This window comes from Streptomyces lydicus (assembly GCF_000717345.1).
GTDB lineage: Bacteria > Actinomycetota > Actinomycetes > Streptomycetales > Streptomycetaceae > Streptomyces > Streptomyces lydicus.
This window is the reverse complement of sequence record NZ_JNZA01000040.1, coordinates 121,652-139,625: the sequence shown is the minus strand read 5'-3', so window position 1 is coordinate 139,625 and position 17,974 is coordinate 121,652. Positions and strand designations below refer to the sequence as shown.

At 73.1% G+C, this 17,974-nt stretch carries 16 protein-coding genes; 4 read left to right on the top strand and 12 right to left on the bottom strand.

All coding sequences use genetic code 11. The features are described from left to right. Positions 1-7: 7 nt before the first annotated feature. The 5 genes from OO62_RS30425 to OO62_RS30405 all read right to left on the bottom strand — a co-directional run bounded on the left by OO62_RS30425 (position 8) and on the right by OO62_RS30405 (position 4,350). Positions 8-949, bottom strand: a complete 942-nt coding sequence (locus OO62_RS30425) for an ROK family glucokinase (protein ID WP_033270859.1) — start codon at positions 947-949, stop codon at positions 8-10. Positions 950-1,034: 85 nt separating this feature from the next. Further along, positions 1,035-1,535 (bottom strand): DUF5304 domain-containing protein, encoded by a 501-nt coding sequence (locus tag OO62_RS30420; protein ID WP_033270858.1) that lies wholly within the window; start codon positions 1,533-1,535, stop codon positions 1,035-1,037. 131 nt (positions 1,536-1,666) lie between these two features. Continuing rightward, positions 1,667-2,911, bottom strand: coding sequence for an ArsA family ATPase (locus OO62_RS30415; protein WP_033270857.1), 1,245 nt, complete (start codon positions 2,909-2,911; stop codon positions 1,667-1,669). Between the two features lie 2 nt (positions 2,912-2,913). Then, positions 2,914-3,390: an SRPBCC family protein gene (locus OO62_RS30410; RefSeq protein ID WP_033270856.1), complete on the bottom strand. Its 477-nt coding sequence runs from the start codon at positions 3,388-3,390 to the stop codon at positions 2,914-2,916. Between the two features lie 183 nt (positions 3,391-3,573). After that, positions 3,574-4,350 carry a metallophosphoesterase family protein gene (locus OO62_RS30405; protein WP_078617433.1) on the bottom strand — a complete coding sequence of 259 codons (777 nt, stop codon included), beginning with the start codon at positions 4,348-4,350 and terminating at the stop codon, positions 3,574-3,576. A 274-nt stretch (positions 4,351-4,624) separates the two neighbouring features. Here OO62_RS30405 and OO62_RS30400 point away from each other — a divergent pair, with 274 nt between their 5' ends. After that, positions 4,625-6,421 (top strand): AMP-dependent synthetase/ligase, encoded by a 1,797-nt coding sequence (locus tag OO62_RS30400; protein WP_033270854.1) that lies wholly within the window; start codon positions 4,625-4,627, stop codon positions 6,419-6,421. Positions 6,422-6,509: 88 nt separating this feature from the next. Here the strand turns inward: OO62_RS30400 and OO62_RS30395 are convergent, their stop codons facing one another. Continuing rightward, positions 6,510-7,652 carry a glycosyltransferase family 4 protein gene (locus OO62_RS30395; RefSeq protein ID WP_033270853.1) on the bottom strand — a complete coding sequence of 381 codons (1,143 nt, stop codon included), beginning with the start codon at positions 7,650-7,652 and terminating at the stop codon, positions 6,510-6,512. A 175-nt stretch (positions 7,653-7,827) separates the two neighbouring features. Here OO62_RS30395 and OO62_RS30390 point away from each other — a divergent pair, with 175 nt between their 5' ends. Next, on the top strand, positions 7,828-9,081 hold the full coding sequence (locus OO62_RS30390; RefSeq protein WP_033270898.1) for a glycosyltransferase 87 family protein: 1,254 nt from the start codon (positions 7,828-7,830) through the stop codon (positions 9,079-9,081). Between the two features lie 27 nt (positions 9,082-9,108). Here the strand turns inward: OO62_RS30390 and OO62_RS30385 are convergent, their stop codons facing one another. From OO62_RS30385 to OO62_RS30365, 5 genes are all read right to left on the bottom strand, one after another. Beyond that, positions 9,109-10,500 carry a hypothetical protein gene (locus OO62_RS30385; RefSeq protein ID WP_033270852.1) on the bottom strand — a complete coding sequence of 464 codons (1,392 nt, stop codon included), beginning with the start codon at positions 10,498-10,500 and terminating at the stop codon, positions 9,109-9,111. Between the two features lie 52 nt (positions 10,501-10,552). Next, on the bottom strand, positions 10,553-11,599 hold the full coding sequence (locus OO62_RS30380; RefSeq protein ID WP_033270851.1) for a C40 family peptidase: 1,047 nt from the start codon (positions 11,597-11,599) through the stop codon (positions 10,553-10,555). Between the two features lie 321 nt (positions 11,600-11,920). After that, the gene (locus OO62_RS30375) at positions 11,921-12,946 is read right to left on the bottom strand and encodes a C40 family peptidase (protein ID WP_033270850.1); all 1,026 of its coding nucleotides are present in this window, start codon (positions 12,944-12,946) and stop codon (positions 11,921-11,923) included. Positions 12,947-13,246: 300 nt separating this feature from the next. Next, positions 13,247-14,551 carry an NYN domain-containing protein gene (locus OO62_RS30370; protein ID WP_099869147.1) on the bottom strand — a complete coding sequence of 435 codons (1,305 nt, stop codon included), beginning with the start codon at positions 14,549-14,551 and terminating at the stop codon, positions 13,247-13,249. Between the two features lie 87 nt (positions 14,552-14,638). Continuing rightward, positions 14,639-14,878 carry a hypothetical protein gene (locus tag OO62_RS30365; protein WP_033270849.1) on the bottom strand — a complete coding sequence of 80 codons (240 nt, stop codon included), beginning with the start codon at positions 14,876-14,878 and terminating at the stop codon, positions 14,639-14,641. Between the two features lie 306 nt (positions 14,879-15,184). On the opposite strand from OO62_RS30365, the gene OO62_RS30360 reads away from it, so the two are divergent. Continuing rightward, positions 15,185-15,865: a rhomboid family intramembrane serine protease gene (locus tag OO62_RS30360; protein WP_033270848.1), complete on the top strand. Its 681-nt coding sequence runs from the start codon at positions 15,185-15,187 to the stop codon at positions 15,863-15,865. After that, positions 15,862-16,143, top strand: a complete 282-nt coding sequence (locus tag OO62_RS30355; protein WP_033270847.1) for an Lrp/AsnC ligand binding domain-containing protein — start codon at positions 15,862-15,864, stop codon at positions 16,141-16,143. Before OO62_RS30360 ends, OO62_RS30355 begins: the two co-directional genes overlap by 4 nt. 411 nt (positions 16,144-16,554) lie before the next feature. Here the strand turns inward: OO62_RS30355 and OO62_RS30350 are convergent, their stop codons facing one another. Then, on the bottom strand, positions 16,555-17,952 hold the full coding sequence (locus OO62_RS30350) for an aminotransferase class V-fold PLP-dependent enzyme (RefSeq protein WP_033270846.1): 1,398 nt from the start codon (positions 17,950-17,952) through the stop codon (positions 16,555-16,557). Positions 17,953-17,974 lie beyond the last annotated feature (22 nt).

Genomic DNA, 17,974 nt, shown 5'->3' with positions numbered 1-17,974 from the left:
ACCGCGGTCAGCCCTGACGCGCCAGGTCGGCGGCGCCGACCAGTCCGGCCTTGCCGCCGAGCTGTGCGGCGAGCACCTGGGCGTGCGGCCGCCATTGGTTGCCGACCAGCCAGCGCCGGAAGGACTTGCGGATCGGTCCGAGGACCAGCTCGCCCTCGTCCGAGACGCCGCCGCCGACGATGAAGGCCGACGGGTCGAAGAGCGAGGCGAGGTCGGCCAGGCCGGCGCCGGCCCAGCGGGCCAGCTCGCGGAAGGAGTCGATGGCGACCGGGTCGCCCTGGCGGGCGGCCTCGCTGACGTGCCGGCCCTCGATGCCCTCGGAGGTGCCGTCGCCGAGCGCCAGCAGGATCTGGGCGTTCTCGGGGGTGGCGAAGGCACGCTGGCGGGCGTAGCGCAGCAGGGCGCGGCCGGAGGCGTACTGCTCCCAGCAGCCCTGGTTGCCGCAGCCGCACAGCAGGCCGTCGGGCACGACCCGGATGTGGCCGAACTCCGCGGCGACGCCGAAGCGGCCGCGGCGCAGCTTGTTGCCGATGATGATGCCGCCGCCCAGGCCCGTGCCCAGGGTGATGCAGATGACGTCGCTGTGGCCCTGGCCGGCACCGAACTTGTACTCGCCCCAGGCCGCGGCGTTGGCGTCGTTCTCGACGACGACGGGGAGGCCGACGCGCTGTTCGACCTTGTCCTTGAGCGGTTCGTGGCGCCAGTCGATGTTCGGTGCGAACAGGACCGTGGCCCGCTTCTCGTCGACGTAGCCGGCCGCGCCGATGCCGACCGCCTCGACGTGGTGGCCCGCCCCGACGGTGCGGACCGCCTCCGCGATGGCCTCGGTCAGCGCGTCGGTGGCCTGCGGGGTCGGTACCTTGCACGTCTCAAGGATCGAACCCTCTTCGTCGACCACGCCGGCCGCGATCTTCGTGCCGCCGATGTCGACGCCGATGGTGAGTCCCATGTGTCCCTCAGTTTTTCGCTCGAACCCCGCCGAGACCCACCGTACCGGAGCGGGGGGTGGCGCCCGCGCTCTTCAGGCGGCGGGGTCAGTCGAGATCGATGCGCTCGGTGCCGGTGGGGCCGTCGTCGTCGCGGGGGTCACGGGAATCGCGGGGCTCGCGGGGGTCACGGTCCTGGCGGGGGGTCCGGTCGTCGGGGTCGTCCCGGGTCCAGCGGCGCTCGCTGCCCTCGACGGCGGAGCGGTAGGCGGCGAGCAGCTCGGAGCCCGCCGCGGCGAGGTGGTCGAAGATGTCGGGGTTGCGCTCGATGACCGGCTCGACGGCGGCCTTGGCCTGCTTGAAGAGCTGGTTGACGGCGTTCTGGGCGGCCATCCCGCCGAGCGCGCCGGGCAGCTGGATGCCGGCGAGCTTGTCGGTCACCGCCTCGGCGAGCTTGCGCAGCTCCTCGGCGGCGCTGCCCGGCTGGGGGCCGTACTCGGTACGGCGGCGGGCCTGCTCGGCCGCGAGGTCCTCGGCGCAGGCGGTCTCCCAGGCGTCGGCATCGGGCTCGGCCCGGTGGTCGGCGGGGCGCTCGGTGGCATCACTCATGATGAACTCCGTGGACTGCGGCGAGGCGGTACGGCGAAGGGTGCGGCGGGCCCGTCGGGACAAGGCGCATCGAGGCGGGCACGCCGGACCGGCGGCTCACCCTCGACGTTACCCGAACGGTGGTTGCCCGTTCAGTCGCTCTTGGGCCACAGGTCGGGATCCGGGCTGAAGCGGATCTCCAGGACGCCGTCGCGCAGCCCGGCGCCGGAGACGGTGCAGCGGCGCAGTACGGACGGCAGCGTACGGATGCGGCGGAAGCGGCCGACGGTCACCACGATCTCGTCGCCCCGGCGGACCAGGCCGAGGCCCCGGCGCTCGGCGCCCGGCAGCGGCACCCGCCACACCAGGAGGCCGTCGGTGGCGAGCCGGTCCTCGACGGTCCAGGGGTCGGGGCGGCGCCCGGCGGTTTCGCCGTGCCGGTCGCGGTCGCCGGTCTCCCCGGTGTCGCCGGTCCCGGTGTCGCCGGTCCCGCCGGCCGGGCCGTCGATCAGGGCGTCGAGCTCGTCGACGCCCTGGGGGTCGCGCCCCAGGTGCGGCACCTCGTGGACGGGGACGTCGGGGAACTCCTCGCGCAGGGCCTTCAGGGCGGTCTGCTGGCTGCCGGAGAGCGCGGCGAGGAAGGGGTCGGCGGAGCCGGTGGGCAGCAGCCGGTTGACGACCACGCCGTCGGTGCGCCGGCCGTGCAGGGCGAGGCCGGCGCGGATGGCGCGCAGGTTGGCGGCGGCGACCGGGCTGGCCTCGGTGACCAGGCGAACCGAGGTGCCGGGGTCGTCGATCACCCGCTGGACGGCGCTGAGTTCCGTCTCCCAGCGTTGGGCGGCCTCGTACAGCTTCTGGGCGGGCATCGGGACGCCGGCGAGCTGGGCGAGGACCGGGCGCAGCGCGCGGGCGGCCTGGCGCTCGGGCGGCAGCAGCCGGCGCAGGTAGCGGCGCACCTGGTTCGGCAGCGCCAGCAGCCGGATCGTTTCGGCCGCCGAGGGCATGTCGACGACGACGGTGTCCCAGGCGTCCGAGGCGTGTTCGGCGCGCAGTGCCTGGAGCAGCGCGAAGTCCTCGGAGCCGGGGAGTTCGGTGAGTTCGTCCTCGTCGAGGGGGGCGGCGCCCAGCAGGTCGAGGGCGGCGCCGGCGCGCTCCTGGAAGGCGAGGAATTCCTGGCGGAAGCGGCCGCCGGGGTCGATGCGCCGGGCGTGCAGGCCGGGCGCTATCGGGGTGGGGGCTTCGGCGCCGAGCGAGGTGCCCAGCACCGTTTCCGGTGCGCTGCTCTCCGTGGTGAGCAGCAGTGCCCGGGCGCCCTTGCGGGCGGCGGCCAGTGCGGTCGCGGCGGCCAGCGTGGTGCGGCCGGCGCCGCCCGGGCCCGTGACGAGGACGGTGCGCACGCTCAGTGCTTCTCCGCCTCGTCGGCGGGGCCCGCGTCGTGGCCGCTCTCGACGCGCTTCTTCAGCCCGGCCAGCGCGCGGTCGATGATGACCTTCTCGGCCTTGCGCTTGATCATGCCGAGCATCGGGATCTTGACGTCGACGGTGAGCTGGTAGGTGACCTCGGTGCGGGCCCCGCCGCTGAGCGACGCGAGGCGGTAGGAGCCGTCGAGGGCGCGCAGCATCTGGGACTTGACCAGCGACCAGCTGACCTCGTTTGCGCCGGTCCAGGTGTAGGCGAGGGTGTGGTCGTCCTTGATGGCGCCGGCGTCCAGCAGCAGGCGCACCTGTGCGGCGCGGCCCTGGTCGTCCTTGGCGAGCACCTCGGCTTCCTTGACCTCTCCGGTCCACTCCGGATAGCGGTCGAAGTCGGCGATCACGCCCATCACTTCGGCGGGTGCCGCCTCGATCGTGATGCTCGAGCTGGTGTGTTCGGCCATCGCCGTGACTCCTCCATACCGATTCGTTCCGGTCCGCCGACCCTTCCCCACGCTCTCGGCTCTTCCCCCGCTCTCAGCTTCGTTCGAGCGGAGGGACCCCCAAGAGCAGGGGAGACCCCGTTATGCGGTGTCTGTGCTGCTGAAGGCTACCGCGCGGGGGATGGCGGGTGGACGCGGCCGGGCTCACCACTCCAGGACGTAGGGGGTTCCGGTCGCGTTGAAGTGGCCGACATTGACGCACTCGGTGGCCCCGAGGCGGACCCGGCGGGCGAGCGGCTGGTGCACGTGGCCGAAGAGGGAGTAGCGGGGCCGGGTGGTGCGGATGGCGTGCAGCAGGGCCGCGCTGCCGCGCTCGAAGCGGCGGGCGACGGTGTCGTAGCACAGCTCGGGGACGTCCGGCGGGATGTGGGTGCACAACACGTCGACCTCGCCGACCGCCTCGATCTTGGCGGCGTACTCCTCGTCGCTGATCTCGTAGGGGGTGCGCATGGGCGTGGTCAGGCCGCCGCCGACGAAGCCGAACACCCGGCCGCCGATCTCCACCCGCTGGCCGTCGAGGACCGTGATGCCGTCCCCGGCGTACTCGGGCCACAGGCGCGGGATGTCGACGTTGCCGTAGGTGGCGTACGTGGGGGTCGGGAAGGCCGCGAAGAGTTCGGCGTACTGCCGGCGGACCGCCGCCTCGATGACCGACTCCCGGCCGGCGCCCGTGCGGTCCAGTTCGCCCCACAGCCGGCGGCCGAGCGCGCGGGCCTCGTCGAAGCGGCGGTCGGTGCGCAGCTCGACCAGTGCCGCGGCGTTGGCGGCGCCGAAGAGGTCCGGGAAGATGCCGCGCGAGTGGTCGGCGTAGTCAAGGAAGAGGACCAGGTCACCGAGGCAGACCAGGGCGTCGGCGCCGTCCCCGGCCGTCGCGAGGTCCCGGCTGTTTCCATGTACGTCACTCACCACATGCACGCGCATGGCGGCAGCCTAAAACGCGTCGGCGGGTGGCGGGAGGGGTGGCCGGATCCCCGGTTACTTTCGGGTCACCGACCGGCTGGTCTAGTCTGCGCGCAACAGTCCCCATGGCGTTTCTTCAAGCATGTGACGCATCGAACATCTGGCCGCAACCCCCTATCCCAACAGCGATACCCATGGGTAACGTCCGGGCAGTCCAATCCCCCTGCATGAACATGGACCGCCGCCGGTGCACCACACAGCGTCGTGGCGCCGGCGCTTTCGAGGAGCAGCAGTCTTGCGCGAGTTCAGCCTTCCGGCCCTGTACGAGGTCCCCGCGGACGGCAATCTGACGGATCTCATCCGCCGAAATGCCGCGCAGCACCCGGATGTTGCCGTCATGGGCCGCAAGGTGAACGGTGAGTGGCAGGACGTCACCGCCGCCGCCTTCCTCGCCGAGGTCCGGGCCGCCGCCAAGGGCCTGATCGCCTCCGGCGTCCAGCCCGGCGACCGGGTCGGCCTGATGTCGCGCACCCGCTACGAGTGGACGCTGCTGGACTTCGCCATCTGGAGCGCCGGCGCGATCACCGTCCCGGTGTACGAGACCAGTTCGGCCGAGCAGATCCAGTGGATACTCGGCGACTCCGGTGCGGTGGCCTGCCTGGTGGAGACGCCGACCCACGAGGCGACGGTCGAGTCGGTGCGCGACCGGCTGCCCGAGCTGGCGAACATCTGGCAGATCGAACGCGACGCCATCGCCCGGCTGCGGGCCGCGGGGGCGGCGCTGAGCGACGACGAGGTCGACGCCCGCAGCGCGCTCGCCGACGCGGACTCGCCGGCCACCATCGTCTACACCTCCGGCACCACCGGCCGCCCCAAGGGCTGCGTGCTCAGCCACCGCAGCTTCTTCGCCGAGTGCGGCAACGTGGTCGAGCGGCTGCGGCCGCTGTTCCGTACGGGCGACTCCTCCGTCCTGCTGTTCCTGCCCATCGCGCACGTCTTCGGCCGCCTGGTGCAGGTCGCCTCCGTGATGGCCCCCATCAAGCTGGGCCACGCCCCCGACATCAAGAACCTCACCGACGACCTGGCCTCCTTCCGGCCGACGCTGATCCTCGGCGTCCCCCGGGTCTTCGAGAAGGTCTACAACTCGGCGCGGGCCAAGGCGCAGGCGGACGGCAAGGGCAAGATCTTCGACAAGGCGGCGGACACCGCGATCGCCTACAGCCGCGCGCTGGACACCCCGGACGGCCCGCCGCTCGGCCTCAAGATCAAGTACAAGGTCTTCGACCGCCTGGTCTACGGCAAGCTGCGCGCCGTCCTCGGCGGCCGGGCCACCCACGCCATCTCCGGCGGCGCGCCGCTCGGTGACCGGCTCGGCCACTTCTACCGCGGCATCGGCTTCACCGCCCTGGAGGGCTACGGCCTGACGGAGTCCTGTGCGGCCACCGCCTTCAACCCCTGGGACCGCCAGAAGATCGGCACCGTCGGCCAGCCGCTGCCCGGCTCGGTCGTGCGGATCGCCGACGACGGCGAGGTGCTGCTGCACGGCGAGCACCTCTTCACCGAGTACTGGAACAACCCCTCGGCCACCGCGGAGGCGCTCTCCGACGGCTGGTTCCACACCGGCGACATCGGCACCCTCGACGAGGACGGCTACCTCGCCATCACCGGCCGCAAGAAGGAGATCCTGGTCACCGCGGGCGGCAAGAACGTCGCACCGGCCGTGATCGAGGACCGCATCAGGGCGCACGCGCTGATCGCCGAGTGCATGGTCGTCGGCGACGGCCGCCCCTTCATCGGCGCGCTGGTCACCCTCGACGAGGAGTTCCTGCCCCGCTGGGCCGAGGAGCACGGTCACCCCGCCGACGTCTCGCCCGCCGAGATCGCCCACGACCCGGAGCTGCTGGCCGCGGTGCAGCGCGCGGTCGACGACGGCAACGCGGCCGTCTCCAAGGCGGAGTCGGTGCGCAAGTTCCGCATCCTCCCGACCCAGTTCACGGAGGAGTCGGGACACGTCACCCCGTCGCTGAAGCTGAAGCGGAACGTCGTGGCGAAGGACTTCGCCGAGGACATCGAGGCGATCTACCGCGGGTAGCGCCCTCCGGCACCGTGCGGGAACCGCCGTCGTGGCACTGCCGCGGCGGCGGTTTCCCGTTGGCGGTACGGCCCTCCGGGGGCCGGGCCTACAGCAGTTCCTTCAGGCGCTCCGCCAGCAGGTCCCAGCGCCACTTCTCCTCCACCCACGCGCGGCCCCGGTCGCCCATGGTGCGGCGCAGCGCGGGGTCCTTCAGGAGGGTGATCAGGCGGTCGGCGGTGGGGGTCGGCGCGTTGCCGGGGACGACCCAGCCGGTCTCCCCGTCGAGGACGGCGTCCGGCGCACCGCCGGAGTCGCCCGCCACGACGGGCAGTCCGGTGGCCGACGCCTCCAGGTAGACGATGCCGAGGCCCTCGACGTCGAGGCCGCCGCGGCGGGTGCGGCAGGGCATCGCGAAGACGTCGCCGGCGCCGAAGTGGGCCGGCAGCTCCTCCCACGGGACCGCACCGGTGAAGTGGACGGCGTCCGCCACGCCCTTCTCCCGGGCCAGCGCGCGCAGTTCCTTCTCGTACGGGCCGCCGCCGACGATCAGCAGGGCCGCGTCGGGCACCGCCGCGCGGACGGCGGGCATCGCCTCGATGAGGGTGTCCTGGCCCTTGCGCGGCACGAGCCGCGAGACGCACACCACGACCGGGCGGCCGGCGAGCCCGAGCCGGGCCCGTACCGCGTCGCCGCCGGAGCCGGGGTGGAAGGTCTTCTCGTCGACGCCGGGCGGGAGTTGCACCATCCGGGCGGCGGCGGCCGGGGTGAGCGCGGCGGCGATCCGGGAGCGGGTGTACTCGCCGAGGTAGGTGAGGGTGTCGGTGCCCTCGCCGATCCGGCGCAGCAGGCGGCGGGCGCCCGGCAGCTGCGCCCAGCCCGCCTCGTGCCCGTGCGTGGTCGCCACGATGCGGCGGGCGCCGGCCTGCCGGAGCGCGGGCGCCATCAGGCCGAGCGGCGCCGCGGCGCCGAACCAGACGGACGAGCAGCCGTGCTCCCGCAGCAGCGCGGTGGCCCGCCGGGTCACCCTCGGGGTGGGCAGCAGCATCGTCGTACGGTCCCTGATCACCCGGAACGGCTGCTCGGCGTCGAAGGCGGCGGTGGCCGCGAGACCTTCCTCGGTGCGCTTCCAGGTCGAGGCGTAGACCACGACCCGGTCCGGGTCCAGGCGCAGCGCCATGCTGTGCAGGAATGCCTGGATGCCGCCGGGCCGGGGCGGAAAGTCGTTCGTGACGATCAGGGTCTTGTGCACGATGGTCTCTCGACGGTCGGTCCGAGCGGTCGGTCTCGGTGGTCGGGGCCGACAGTACCGGGCAGTCGCGGGCCGGGGTCCGGCCACCCCGCCGCGCCGTGCTGCACTACGGTCGTCACCGGCCGGTACCGGCATGATGCAGGGAGCAATGATCAAGGGCAGCGGCGAGGTGGCGATGGCCGGCGGCGGGCGCGGGGTGTGGGGGCCGGTCGCGGCCTGGGCCGTGACCCGGACCGTGGTGATGTTGTGCGTGCTGAGGGTGCTGGTGCTGCCGGGGCCCGATGTCACCACCGATGTCTCGGTCATCTACCAGGGCTGGTTCGAGGTCCTCAAGACCGGCAGCTACCCGCTGAACGACGTGACCTGGCAGTACCCGCCGGCCGCCGCGCTGGCCGTGCTCTCCCCCGGGCTGCTGCCGTTCCTGGACTACGCCCCGGCGTTCTTCGCCCTGGTACTGGCCGCGGACGCGGTGACGCTCGCGCTCTTCCTGCGGGCCGGCCGGCGGCCCGGCAACCGGCCCGCCGGCGCCTGGGCGTGGATCGTCGGGGTCGCCCTGCTGGGCCCCACCGCGTACGCCCGCTACGACCTGATGGTCACCGCGGTGGCCGTCGCGGCGCTCTTCGCAGCGGTGCGGCGGCCCCGGGTGGCGGGCGCGCTGATCGCGTTCGGTGCGCTGCTGAAGGTCTGGCCGGCGCTGCTGCTGACCGGGGCGGCGCTGCGCGGCCGCCGGGCGCGCGCCCTGTGGCGCACCGCGGCCTGCGTCGCGGCCGGGCTGACCGTCGCGTGCGTGGCCGCGGCGCCGGGCGCGCTGGCCTTCCTGACGTTCCAGCGCGACCGCGGCACGGAGATCGAGTCGCTCGGCGGCCTGGTCTTCCATGTGGCCCGCCACTTCGGGTGGAGCGGGGAGGTGCTGCTGAACTACGGCTCGGTGGAGTTCCTCGGCCCGGGCGTCCCGTTGGTGAGCACCGCGGCGATGGTGCTGAGCGGGGCCGCGCTGGGCTGGCTGGTCCTGTGGCGGGCGCGGGCCGGGGAGCTGACCGGCACGACGCTGTGCGAGGCGGCCTTCACCGCCACCCTGCTCTTCACGACCACGAGCCGGGTGATCAGCCCGCAGTACCTGCTGTGGCTGGTGGGCCTGGCCGCGGTGTGCCTGACCGTACGCGCCGGACGGCAGGGGCTGCCGGCGGTGCTGGTGCTGCTCGCCACCGGGGTGACGCTGCTGGAGTTCCCGGTCCGGTTCGCCGACGTCGTGGCGAGCGCGCCGCCGGGGATCGCCCTGCTCGCGGTGCGCAACGGCCTGCTGGTCGCCGCGTCGCTGCTCGCCTGCCGCCGGCTGTGGGTCTCGACGCGCGCGCAGGCCGGCCCCCGGGTCGCCCCGGTACCGGCCCGCGAGGCCCCGGTCACCGGCACCGCGCGCCACCCCGTGTGACCACCGTCGCCGGCGGCACGCACGCCCTCAGCGGGAGCGCAGCACCTTGCGGACGTACGCCCGCCACTCCCGGGTGAACTCCGCCAGCCCGACGCCCAGTTGGGACCGCAGCGCGCGGTCCGTGCGGTCCGCGCGGGCCGGCTTGCGGTGCAGCGCGTCGGTGGCCTGGGAGGCCGGGCCGGCGGGCGTCGGCGCCCTGGTGGCCGCCTCCATCGGCACCGCCGCGCCGCCCGCCGCCGACGCCTTCGTCAGGCCCTGCCCCGCCGCCCGGTAGAACGCCAGCAGCTTGGCCTCGCCCCACTTCCCGGCGATCATGCGGCAGGCCAGCCAGCTGCCCTCGTACGCCTTCGCCAGCCGGTCCGCGCCGGTGCGGAACCCGAAGTCGGCGTCGGTGGGCAGCCGGTCGGGCAGGTCGCCGTTGTGGACCGCGCGGGTCAGTTCGGGGGCGGCGACGGTGGCCCTGCGGCGGGTGCCGCGGTAGGCGACCCAGTCGGCGAAGCCCTCGGAGAGCCACAGCGGGGTGTCCGCGGTGGTGACGGCACGGGTGGCGACGTGGGTGGTCTCGTGGGTGAGGACCACCCTGCGGCCGAGGTCGTTGAGCTCCTCGTACGCGTCGGGGTTGATGATCACGCGGTCCGCGGGCGCCGCCGTGCGCACCCCGGCCTCCCCGGTGGTGACCGCCGCGATGCCCACGTACCCGGAGGGGTCGTCGCTGCCCATCAGCTGCGCCATCCGCTCGACCGAGTCCGGCGCCTCCACCACCACCTTCCCGGCCCACTCGCCCTTCCAGGCGGCGGAGACCGCGGGCACCGCCTGGTCCGCCCGGCGCGCCAGGTCCTTCAGCCGGGCCGGGTGCCCGGCGCCGCCGAGGACCAGGCTGTGGCGGCCGCGGACCAGCCGGACCGGCCCCTGGTCCCACAGCTGGCGGGTGCCGACCCGGCCGGACCCGGCCCCGTCGGTGTCCGAGGAGATCAGCCAGCGCCCGTCGCGTTGGGTGAGGGTGAGGTACTGGACGGCGTTGACCGGGGCGCTGTCGTAGCCCTTCAGGCGGTAGCGCAGCCGGACCTTGGCGGCCAGCCGTTCGCCGGCGGGGGCGTCCGGGAGCGGGAAGGCGCCGATGGAGTCGAGGTCGTAGTGCCAGTCGGTCAGCGGGACGCCCGCCAGATTGCCGAAGGTCGCGCGCTGGCGGGCGCGGAAGGCCGCGGTCCGGGGATCGACGGCGGCGAGGAAGCCCGCCTCGTCGCGGTGCTGGACGGCCCGCGCCCGGGCGTCGAGCATCCGCTGCACGTCCGGGAAACGGGCCGCCGACGAGGTCCTGGGGCCGCAGCCGGTCAGGGGCGCGAGCAGCACGACGCCGCACAGGGCGGCGCAGCACGCCGCCCGGGCCCGCGACGGCCGTCCCGCCCGCTGCTCCGACATGCGGCCGATCGTAATTCCGGCCCGGCCGGGGCAAAAACGCTGGGTGGCCGCCTCAGGGCCTGGTGACCGCCGAGACCGGCATCATCCCGATGGGGTCGTAGCGCACCCGCGCCCCCGGGTAGGGCGCGTGCACGACCTGGCCGTTTCCGACGTACATGCCGACGTGGCTGGCGTCCGAGCGGTAGATGACCAGGTCACCGGGGCGCACCTGGCCGATCGGCACCGCCCGGCCGGCACCGCGCTGGGCCTGCGAGGTACGCGGCAGGGAGACGCCGGCCCGGCGGTAGGCCCATTGGGTGAGTCCGGAGCAGTCGAAGGCGCCGGGGCCGGCGCTCCCCCAGGCGTACGGGGAGCCGACCGCGGCACGCACCGCGGCGACGGCGGCGGCCGCGCGCCCCGAGGCCGGCACCGCGCCGTCCAGGTCGGGGACCGCCTCGGCGCGGCCGTCGCTCCTGGCGGCCCGCTCGTAGGCCGCCCTGGCGCCCCGTGGCAGCGCGTTCAGCAGCCGCTGTGCGGTGGCGAGGCGGCGCTGGACGTCCTTCTTGTGCCGGGCGACCTGCCGGCGGCTGGACTCCAGATCGGCGAGCTTGGCGGCGGTCTCCCGGCGCTGCTGCTCCAGGGAACGCTGCGCCGAGCGCAGTTCGCGCAGCCGGGCGGCCCGGTCGGTGCCGAGCCGGTCGAGGGTGGCGGCCTTCTCCAGATAGCTGTCCGGCCGCTCGGAGAGCATCAGCTGGACGGTGGGGTCGATGCCGCCGGCCCGGTACTCGGCGGCGGCCAGCGCGCCGAGCCGGCCGCGCATCCGGTTGACCCGCTCCTGGGCGCGGGCGGTGCGGTCCTGGAGGGCGGCCACCTCGCCCCGCAGCCGCTTGGCCCGGGCGTCGGCGCCGTTGAACTTCTCGGTGGCCCGCTCCGCCTGCTCGTAGAGCCTGTCGACCCGGGCGGTCGCCGCTTCCCTGTTCGCGGCCGGCTGGTCCGCGGGGGTGGCCGAGGCCGGCGGGGCCGACAGCGCGGCGGCCGCGGTGGCCAGGGCGGCCGACAGCACGGTGACCCCTGCGAGGGTGGCCTGACCGTGCTGCGAGGTACGGCGGTGGGACGCCACGAGAGCCCTACTCCTTCCGATGGGGTCCCCCTGTTCGAGCGCAGCCGAGAGCTTGGGGGAGGCCCCTGCCGCCCGGAGAGGGCGTGCGGTGACCGGATGCTGCGAGGGCAGACAGTAACGGCGCCGGTCCACACCGGCCAAAGACCGCATTTCGTACGCAAAAAGCCGCCCCGCCGGTGACTGTGCAGGTCACCGGCGGGGCGGCAGGTCAGCGGGGGGAGCCGCAAATCGCCCGTTCGGGCGGCAGGTTGAGAGTGTTGTGAGGCTTTTCAGACCCGTACGGCGGCCCGTTGACCGCCTACGTGACCGCGGCGCCGTACGTCAGACCCGCACACCGAACTGGAACGGCATGTTGTTGATCGACTCGTAGCGCACGGCGGCACCGGGCTTCGGGGCGTGCAGCACCGTGCCGTTGCCCGCGTACAGGCCGATGTGGTGCAGGTCGCCGTAGAAGAGCACCAGGTCGCCGGGCTTGAGGGCGCTCTCCGAGCCGATCCGGGTACCGGCGTTGGCCTGCTGCTGGGAGGTGCGCGGCAGGGACTGGCCGGCCTGCGCGTAGGCCCAGGAGGTCAGGCCGGAGCAGTCGAAGGACGACGGGCCGGTGGCGCCCCAGACGTAGGGCGAACCGATCTTGGACTGTGCGGCGGACAGGGCGGCCGCGCCACGCTGCGAAGCGGGCACGTCGTCGCCGAGGTTGACCCGCTCGTTGCTGCGGTTGGCGCGGTTCTCCTCGGCCTGCATGGCCGCCCGCTCCTTGGCCGTCATCTGGTTGAGCAGCTGCTGCGCCTTGGCGAGCTTGCCCTTGATCTCGTCCTTCTTGTCACCCAGCGCCTTGCGGGTGTCGGAGAGGTCCTTGATCTTGGCCGCGGCCTCGGCGCGCTCCTGGGCGAGCCGGCGCTGCTTGTCCGCGATGGTCTTGAGCTGTTCGGCCTGCTTGCCGCTCAACTGGTCGAGCGTGGCGGCCTTTTCGAGGTAGGTGTCCGGGTCGCCGGAGAGGAAGAGCTGCACCGAGGGGTCGATGGAGCCGCTGCGGTACTGGCCGGAGGCGACCGCGCCGAGGCCCTTGCGGAGCTGGTTGAGGTCACCCTGGCCGCGGGCCACCTTGTCCTGGAGGGCGTCGACCTCCTTCTGGAGCTTGTCCTGCTGCTCCTTGACCCCGTCGTACTTCTCCGTGGCCTGCTCGGCCTCGTTGTAGAGCTTGTCGACCTCGGACTTGACGTCCTTCTTCGACTGGTGGGGGTCGGCCTGGGCGGCCTGGGACGAAAGGGCGACGGCCGCCGCGGCGGTGGCGGTGAGCACGGTCACGCGAGTACGGCTCGGCTGCTTGGGTCGACGGTGGGACGCCACGGGGGCGAGCTCCTTCTTCCTCCAGCCGCCTACCGGGAAGTGGGGGCGAACCCCGGCTCCGCGTCAACGCTGCGGACTCGGCGGTACCTTCACTGTTCATCCCGGTTGGATGATCACCTGTATGAAGGTTCGCCCTGACCTTAGTAACCGAGCTGTGATCGCTTCAAATCCTCACGGGAAAAATCTGCGCCACAAACCCCATCCTTTACCAACATCACACAGGCAGTAAGCGTCAATTGACGCTCAGAGACGAATGACGGGCACAATTCCCCCCGGCGCACCCCGTCGGGATGCCGTGCGTCAGGTCCGGGCAAGTCGCTTGAGGAGCAATGCCGATGAGACCGGCCGGGCCCCGGCCTTCGCCACGCCGTCGGCCACTTCCCGGTCCGTGGAGACCACCACGACCGGCCGGCCGGGCGGTTCGGCCCGTACCAGCTGACGAATCAACTCATCGGCCGTTACGCCCGGTTTGCTGAAAAGGACCCGTACGCCCCGCGGCGGCGCGAGCAGCACCGGAGCCGCCAGCTCGGCACCGTCGAAGACACAGGTCATCTCCGCGCCGGTCTGCGCGGCCAGCACCGCCAGCCCGCCCAGCAGCCGCAGCCGCTGCTTGTCGAGCGGCATGGTCGGATAGCCGGTCTTGGTGACGTTGTAGCCGTCGACCACCAAATGCGCCTGCGGCAGCGCCAGCAGCTGGTCGAGCAGCGCCGGATCCATGTCCGACAGGGCCCGCGTCGCGATGTCCTTGGGCGTCATCCGGCCCGGCGCGACCGCCTCGACGGTGTCGGCCGGATGGACGTTGGCGGGCGGCAGCGCCAGCTCACGGCGCAGCCCCTGCGCCGCGTCCAGGACGGTGTCCAGCAGCAGCCGCAGCCGCATGTCCTCGACGCTGCGGCCCTCGCGGGTGGCCCGCCGGCTGGTCTCCAGCGCCGTCTCGACCTCGGCGATACGGGCCTTCAGCCGGCGCATCTCGCTGTCCGCCGCGGTCTTCTCCGCGGCCGCCCGGTCGCGCGCCTCGGCGATCGCCGCGTCGGCCTTGCGCACCGCCGCCTCGCCCCGCTTGACGTCGCTCTGCGCGCTGCGCAGCTTGCGCCGGAGCGACTCGTTCTCCCGGCGGGCGGCGTCCAGGTCCGCCCGGATCCGCTCGGCGTCCGCGCGGGCCTCGCCGCGGGCCTGCGCCAGCTCCTCGCGCAGCCGCGCCAGCTCCCGTTCGGCCTCCTCGCCGGCCCGTTCGGCGCTCGCCCGCTGAGCCTCCTCACCGGCCGCCGCGACGAGCTTGACCCAGCCCTCGGGCCGCAGCACATAGGCGGCCGCGGCGACATCGAGCGGATCGGCGGCGGCGGGCGGGGTACCGTGCTCCAGCGCCCCGGCCAGCTCCGGCTGGGCCTCGCGCAGCTTTCCGGCGATCCGCTGCCGGAAGACCGCGTCGCTCTCCAGCGTCGCGGCCATCGCGTTCCCGGCGAACTTGGCCCGGCGGGTCGGGGTGAAACGGGCGTACTGCCGCAGTGGCGCGGGGAGTTCGGCAACCGTCAGCGCACCGAACGACTCCGCGGTGAGCGCCACGACCCGGCGCCGTACGCCCTCGGGCAGCGGTCGGTCGAGCACCTCGTCCGCCGCACCCTCGGGTACGTCGTGACGCTCGGCCCCCGACTCCCCTTCTGGACGGTCCACCACGGCTGCATCGCTCCGATCTCAGGCGCTCGCGCCCGGACGGTCCACCAGCTCGATCTGGTCGACCGCGTTGCACCAGCGGCAGCGCACGGACTCGATGGTCTCACTGAGGACCTCGCGCTCCTCCACCTTCGGCTCACCGGCCAGGTCCAGGTGGACGTACTCCACGACCTTGGCCTGGCGGGTCACGTCGAACCGCGTGAGGTTTCCGCACAGCGTGCAGCGCCACCGGGTTTCGGCCGTCGGCAGGGGAACAGACATCCTGTCGTCCTCTTTCGTGCTCGTCGATCTCGTGCTGCTGCGCCGTTCACGCGGTGCGCCGTCGGACTGCGGAAGTACGCAAAGTACTGCCTGCAACCCTACGGCCTGATGGGGGGCCGGTGCGGGCCCCGCCCAGGAGCCGGGACACGGCGAGGCACTCTGTCCCGATTGCCCGCATTACGCCATGATCACTTCATGACGGCGCCGGCTCCCCCACCCCGTTCACCCCGTTCCCCCCGCTCCCGTTCGCTGTTCCCGTCCGGCCTCCTCCCCCGCCCGCCGCACCCCACCGCGGTGCTCTCACGGGTGACGAATGTGCTGATCGGCCTGTGCTGTGCGGTCTTCGTCCTCGGCCCCGCCGCCGGCCTGAACCGGATGTACGGCACCGGCGACGCGCTGCTGAAGGCCCAGACCGCCTATTTCGAGCGGTGGGGCGTGGTCCCGCTGGAGCTGTGGAGCGGTTCCCTGCGGGCGCTGATCACTCCGCTCACCGCACTGTTCGTGCACGGCAGCTGGCTGCATCTGCTCGGCAACATGCTGTTCCTCTACGTCTTCGGCGGGATGGCCGAGGCGCGCATGGGCCGGCTGACGTTCGCCGCCTTCTACCTCATCATCGGATACCTGGCGCTGCTCGGCTACGCGGCCGCACACGCCTCCTCGAACCAGACGCTGGTGGGCGCGTCCGGCTCGATCGCCGGCGTCCTCGGCGCCTTCCTGTACCTCTTCCCCAGGGCCCGGGTCACCAGCGTCTTCCCCTTCCTCTTCTTCCTCCCGCTGCGCTTCCCCGCCTGGGCCGTCCTGCTGTTCTGGTTCTTCCTCCAGTGGCAGGCCGCCCAGGACGACCCCAACGGCCCGGGTGTCGCCTACCTCGCCCATGTCGTCGGCTTCGCACTCGGCTTCCTCTACGCATGGGCCCGCTACCGGAGGGATAGTGTGGGGGCCACCAGGGGGAACGACCGGGCGACCGAGGGAGAGAGCCAGCCGTGATCACGTCGATCGTGCTCATCAAGACCAGCGTGGACCAGATCCCGGAGATCGCCGAGAAGATCGCCGCGCTGGAGGGCGTCAGCGAGGTCTACTCGGTCACCGGCGCGCACGACCTGATCGCCATGGTCCGCGTCGCCCGGCACGACGACCTCGCGGACGTCATCCCCGGCCGCATCAGCAAGATCCCCGGCGTCGCCTCCACGGAGACGCACATCGCCTTCCGCACGTATTCGCAGCATGACCTTGAGGCAGCCTTCGCGATTGGCCTTGAGGCGTAGCCCGCACGTTTTTGTCTGCCCCGCCGTGGGTGTTGCTCGCCGTTGCGCTTTGCGGCGCCGCGTACGTTGTCGGCTTTCCCGCCGTGTGCCTTCTCGCCGTGGCGCCTGCGGCGGGCCGGGTTGTTGTCGGGTGCGGTGCCGCTCCTCCGGACTTCGTCCTGCGGCGCGCCCCCTCCCGTAGTGGGGAGGAGAAAGGCCGGTGGGGGCGGGCGTCTTACTGACGCCCGCCCCCACCGGCCTTCAACCTCTCCTCCAACGGGAGGGGCTGGACCGGAGGACGAAGTCCGGAGGGCCGGCACCGCACCCGACAATCACCCGGCCCGCCGCTGGGGGTACCTCCCACGCCCTTTAGGCAGTGGGGGAGCAACGGCGAGCAACACCCACGGCGGGCCAGACAAACACGTGGGAAGGTCAAACAACGGCCACGCAACGCCCGTCCACCGTGCGGTAGTTCCAGCGGGCGCCGTCCGCGACGAGTTCCTTGACCGCGCGGAGGAAGCGGTCGACGTGCTCGTCGGGGGTGCCGGCGCCGAAGGAGACCCGGATCGCGTTGAGGGAGAGTTCGCCGGGGGCCGCTTCGGGGGCGCCGCACTCGCCCGGGTCCTGCGGGTCGCTGCCCAGGAGGGTGCGGACCAGCGGGTGGGCGCAGAAGAGGCCGTCGCGTACGCCGATGCCGTACTCCGCGGAGAGCGCGGCCGCGAAGTGCGAGCTGTTCCAGCCGTCGACGACGAAGGAGAGGACCCCGACGCGCGGGGCGTCGTCGCCGAAGAGGGAGAGGACGCGCACCTCGGGCACCTCGGCCAGGCCCTCGCGGACCCGGGTGATCAGTTCCTGCTCACGGGCCACCAGGGTGTCGAAGCCGGCCTCGGTCAGGGCCTTGCACGCGGACGCGATCGCGTAGGCGCCGATGACGTTGGGCGAACCGGCCTCGTGGCGGGCGGCCGTCGTGTGCCACTCGACGTCCACGCCGCCGTCCGTGCGCCGGGAGACCTTGCGGCTGGCGCCGCCGCCCGCCAGGTACGGCTCGGCGTCCCGCAGCCAGTCGGCGCGGCCGGCCAGCACCCCGGCGCCGAACGGCGCGTACAGCTTGTGGCCGGAGAAGGCGATCCAGTCGACGTCCAGTTCGGCGAGGTCGACGGGGTGGTGCGGGGCGAGCTGCGCCGCGTCCAGGACGATCCGCGCGCCGTGCGCGTGGGCGGCGGCGGCCAGTTCCCGGACCGGCCAGAGCTCGCCGGTGACGTTGGAGGCACCGGTGACGCAGACCAGCGCCGGGCCGTAGGGCTCTCCCCCAGCTACCGCTGGGGGTGCCCCCAGGTCGGCCAGCGCCTGCTCCAGGGTGGCCACCGCCTGTGCGGGCGTGCGGGGTGCGTTGAGGTACGTCACCGTCACGTCGGCGCGCTGTTCCCAGGGCAGGAGGGAGGCGTGGTGCTCGGTCTCGAAGACGAACACCCGGGTGTCCTGCGGGAGTACGGCGGCGAGCAGGTTGAGGGAGTCGGTGGTGGAGCGGGTGAAGACGACCTGCTCGTCGGCGCGGCAGCCGAGGAACTCGGCGATGGTGCGGCGGCTGTTCTCGAAGAGGTCGGTGGACAGCTGCGAGAGGTAGCCCGCCCCGCGGTGCACGCTGCCGTAGTACGGGGCGTAGGCGGCCACGTCGTCCCAGACCCGCTGCAGTGCCGGTGCGCTGGCGGCGTAGTCCAGCGCGGCGTAGTCGACCTCGCCGCCGGTGACGAGCGGGACCCGGACGTCCCGGCCGAGCACCGGCAGCGGGGCACAGATGGCGGGGTCGGTGGCAACGGCGGAAACAGACATGGCGAACTCCCGTAAGAGGAAA

Excerpts from the sequence above, each read along its gene's own strand:
- OO62_RS30425 (WP_033270859.1), bottom strand. The coding sequence starts at position 949 with ATGGGACTCACCATCGGCGTCGACATCGGCGGCACGAAGATCGCGGCC.
- OO62_RS30420 (WP_033270858.1), bottom strand. The coding sequence starts at position 1,535 with ATGAGTGATGCCACCGAGCGCCCCGCCGACCACCGGGCCGAGCCCGAT.
- OO62_RS30410 (WP_033270856.1), bottom strand. The coding sequence starts at position 3,390 with ATGGCCGAACACACCAGCTCGAGCATCACGATCGAGGCGGCACCCGCC.
- OO62_RS30405 (WP_078617433.1), bottom strand. The coding sequence starts at position 4,350 with ATGCGCGTGCATGTGGTGAGTGACGTACATGGAAACAGCCGGGACCTC.
- OO62_RS30390 (WP_033270898.1), top strand. The coding sequence starts at position 7,828 with ATGGCCGGCGGCGGGCGCGGGGTGTGGGGGCCGGTCGCGGCCTGGGCC.
- OO62_RS30385 (WP_033270852.1), bottom strand. The coding sequence starts at position 10,500 with ATGTCGGAGCAGCGGGCGGGACGGCCGTCGCGGGCCCGGGCGGCGTGC.
- OO62_RS30365 (WP_033270849.1), bottom strand. The coding sequence starts at position 14,878 with ATGTCTGTTCCCCTGCCGACGGCCGAAACCCGGTGGCGCTGCACGCTG.
- OO62_RS30350 (WP_033270846.1), bottom strand. The coding sequence starts at position 17,952 with ATGTCTGTTTCCGCCGTTGCCACCGACCCCGCCATCTGTGCCCCGCTG.